Annotated in this window: 4 protein-coding genes; all 4 read left to right on the forward strand. The window is 55.2% G+C overall.

Features of this window, described 5'->3' with window-relative positions; all coding sequences use genetic code 11:
- Positions 1-592 (forward strand): RHS repeat-associated core domain-containing protein (locus AC1DOC_RS30310; protein WP_478131190.1); only part of this gene is annotated, 592 nt, incomplete at its 5' end.
- Positions 593-624: 32 nt separating this feature from the next.
- Positions 625-984: a hypothetical protein gene (locus AC1DOC_RS30315; protein WP_478082050.1), complete on the forward strand. Its 360-nt coding sequence runs from the start codon at positions 625-627 to the stop codon at positions 982-984.
- Positions 985-1,051: 67 nt separating this feature from the next.
- A complete protein-coding gene (locus AC1DOC_RS30320) occupies positions 1,052-1,966 on the forward strand; it encodes an RHS repeat domain-containing protein (protein ID WP_478084669.1) in 915 nt (304 codons plus the stop codon).
- A 1-nt stretch (position 1,967) separates the two neighbouring features.
- Positions 1,968-2,226 (forward strand): hypothetical protein (locus AC1DOC_RS30325; RefSeq protein WP_478131191.1); only part of this gene is annotated, 259 nt, incomplete at its 3' end.

Genomic DNA, 2,226 nt, shown 5'->3' on the forward strand with positions numbered 1-2,226 from the left:
GTTCAGGAATCCGATCCGGTTTCAGGGGCAGTACTTTGACGATGAGACGGGGCTGCACTACAACCGGTATCGGTACTACGACCCGGTGGCGGGGAGGTTTATATCCAGTGACCCAATCAAGCTGGCTGGGGGCAACAATCTGCACCAGTACGCGCCGAATCCACTCGACTGGACTGACCCGCTGGGATTGGCAGGCAATCGGGCCAACCGCAGGGCCGGTCAAATTCTTCAGCAGCAAGACGCTGCTTCAGGCGGCCATGCGTATTCGCGGCATGGGGCACATACTACGCTGCCACAGCAGCAGCATCGTGCCCAGACGGGGGTGCCACCGGATCAACCCTGCAAAAAGCCCAAGTCAAGCGGCCCCAATTCAACGCGTTTCCTGAGCAACATTGATCAACTCGATGCGATTCAACGCGGGAAGGCGGCTATGGATCGCACGGGAACCAACGAAGCGACGATCAATATGGGACGCGTCATTGGTGAGGGTTACAAGAAGGGCGGCGGAGGTTGTCCGGAAACCACTACTCATGCAACTGTGGTCAGAGGTCCCAAAGGGATCATCACTGCTTATCCGGATCTCGATCCATGACGACACAAATATTTCCTCGCTACATCCAAAAGATGTACTACTACCTGCTTGCCATGAGCGATGACGAACTCGATGAGTTCCACATCAACGAAGAGCCTTGTCGCGCCAAGCTGTTCGATGCGATGAAGGTGGACTTCGATAGCTTCGGCCCAGTGAGCAAGCAAAGAGTTCTGGAAGCCTTGGAGTACATCTGGTCGTCTGGTGAGCTCGAGAAGCTCTGGGGTTGGGTAGTGCCGCAAGCAGTGGACCTCGATGAAGTTGAGGACAAGCCTGCCTACTTGTGCGCCCTGTACAAAAAACTGTCTGGCCACGAGCCGCCGCACAGAGACTTCGGCGCGGATGTGGAGTTGGTCAAGAACGCAGGCCCGCACGGCGTTGACGTGCGCGAGTAGTTCTTCCGTTGCTGCGAGTGCGGGCAATGCAGCAGGCGCAGCCGGCATCCACGAGCCCGGCTCCTTCGTGCCGCTGGTGCAGATCAGGCAGGCGCAGGCCGTTGCGCTGAGCCAGACCACAGACGTGACGGCGCTGATCGCGGCCAACGGCGGGCGCTACGACATCGAGCAGGATCCGCTATGGAATGGGGAGCAGCTCAAGACGCCAACCGCCTTCGCAAAGGAAGAGATCGCGTTCTACCAATGCGACCACCTGGGCACGCCGCAGGAGCTGACCGACCATGAAGGCCGCATCGCTTGGTCAGCCAGCTACAAGGCCTGGGGTGAAGCCAAGCAGGCGATCAGCGAGGCGGGAAGGAAGGCGGGGTTCAGGAATCCGATCCGGTTCCAGGGGCAGTACTTTGACGACGAGACGGGGCTGCATTACAACCGGTATCGGTATTACGACCCGGCGGCGGGGAGGTTTGTCAGTAGCGATCCAATCAAGTTGAGAGGAGGCTTGAACCTTCATCAATTTGCTCCCAATCCGGTGAACTGGATCGATCCGCTGGGACTTTCACCGATCAATTCATGCCCCTGTGAATGCGAACGAATCCTCGCAGAAGAGGGTGTAGTAACAGGTAAGCACGGGGATCTCAAGAAGATTGGAGGTCTTCAAGACTCGCATCACATCTATCAAGATGCAGCCATGAAAAATATCGGTGGCTATGACTACAACGCTGCTCCAGCAATTAGTTTGCAGGGGCGCAATCCCGATGGAACAACGCGAGGCACCCCTCACTACGGAGCCAATCGGGCGCAAGACAATGCGTCGCAGGCAGGACTCTTGGGTAGCGAGACAGTAGTAGCCTACAACTCACTGAAAGCGGCAGGACTGAGCCCCGCAGCTGCAAAATGCGCGACATTGCAAGCACGCGGATATTTCAAATCCATTGGAGCGGGCGCAGGAACATCCACAACCACTCCACTGAAGAGGAGATGAAATGAACGACGAATTTAGAGCTCAGGCTTATAAACTTCTTAGCGAATTTATTCGAGCAATAAACCAAGACGACCGACAAGAGCTGAAAAATCAGTTCAATGTTTCCGAGGCATTGGCTGAGGAGATTCAAGAAATGGTTCGGGAGTACTATCCTAACGAGAAGTTCTCACTCGGAATTGCTCCTTTTGAATCCGCATTTTCAACGGAAAAATCAAAAAGACCCAATATTGAATTTTTCGAAATGAATGATAGCAGCAGAT

Source organism: Variovorax sp. 01T439_2 (genome assembly GCF_056398445.1).

Excerpts from the sequence above, each read along its gene's own strand:
- AC1DOC_RS30315 (WP_478082050.1), top strand. The coding sequence starts at position 625 with ATGTACTACTACCTGCTTGCCATGAGCGATGACGAACTCGATGAGTTC.